The sequence below is a fragment of the Streptomyces sp. GbtcB7 genome, from assembly GCF_019091445.1.
Classification (GTDB): domain Bacteria; phylum Actinomycetota; class Actinomycetes; order Streptomycetales; family Streptomycetaceae; genus Streptomyces; species Streptomyces mirabilis.
On record NZ_JAGXJM010000286.1, the window covers coordinates 1 to 272 of the forward strand.

Consider the following 272-nt stretch of genomic DNA (forward strand, 5'->3'; position numbering starts at 1 on the left):
GGGGTTTGTCATTTAAAGGGAGGATCTCCTGAACAGATGTATGCCAGCATTCAAAAAATAAAACAATGCATTCCACATCATGTCAAAGTATATCCAGGTCATTCATATGGTAAAGAACCGGGAGCGAATATCGACTCTCTTATGAAAGATAACCTATATTTTCAGTTAACTAACTTACAACAATTTATAGATCTAAGAATGAGACCCAACCCCAAAAGTATTATTGCAATAGAATAGCCTTTGTTACGGCTAAACTGATTATTATCGTTACG

The 272-nt window shown here is 35.3% G+C and carries 1 protein-coding gene; it reads left to right on the top strand.

Translation table 11 applies throughout. The features are described from left to right. A partial coding sequence (locus KVT44_RS56105) for a hypothetical protein (protein WP_217576987.1) occupies positions 1 to 237 on the top strand: 237 nt, incomplete at its 5' end. Positions 238 to 272: the final 35 nt, after the last annotated feature.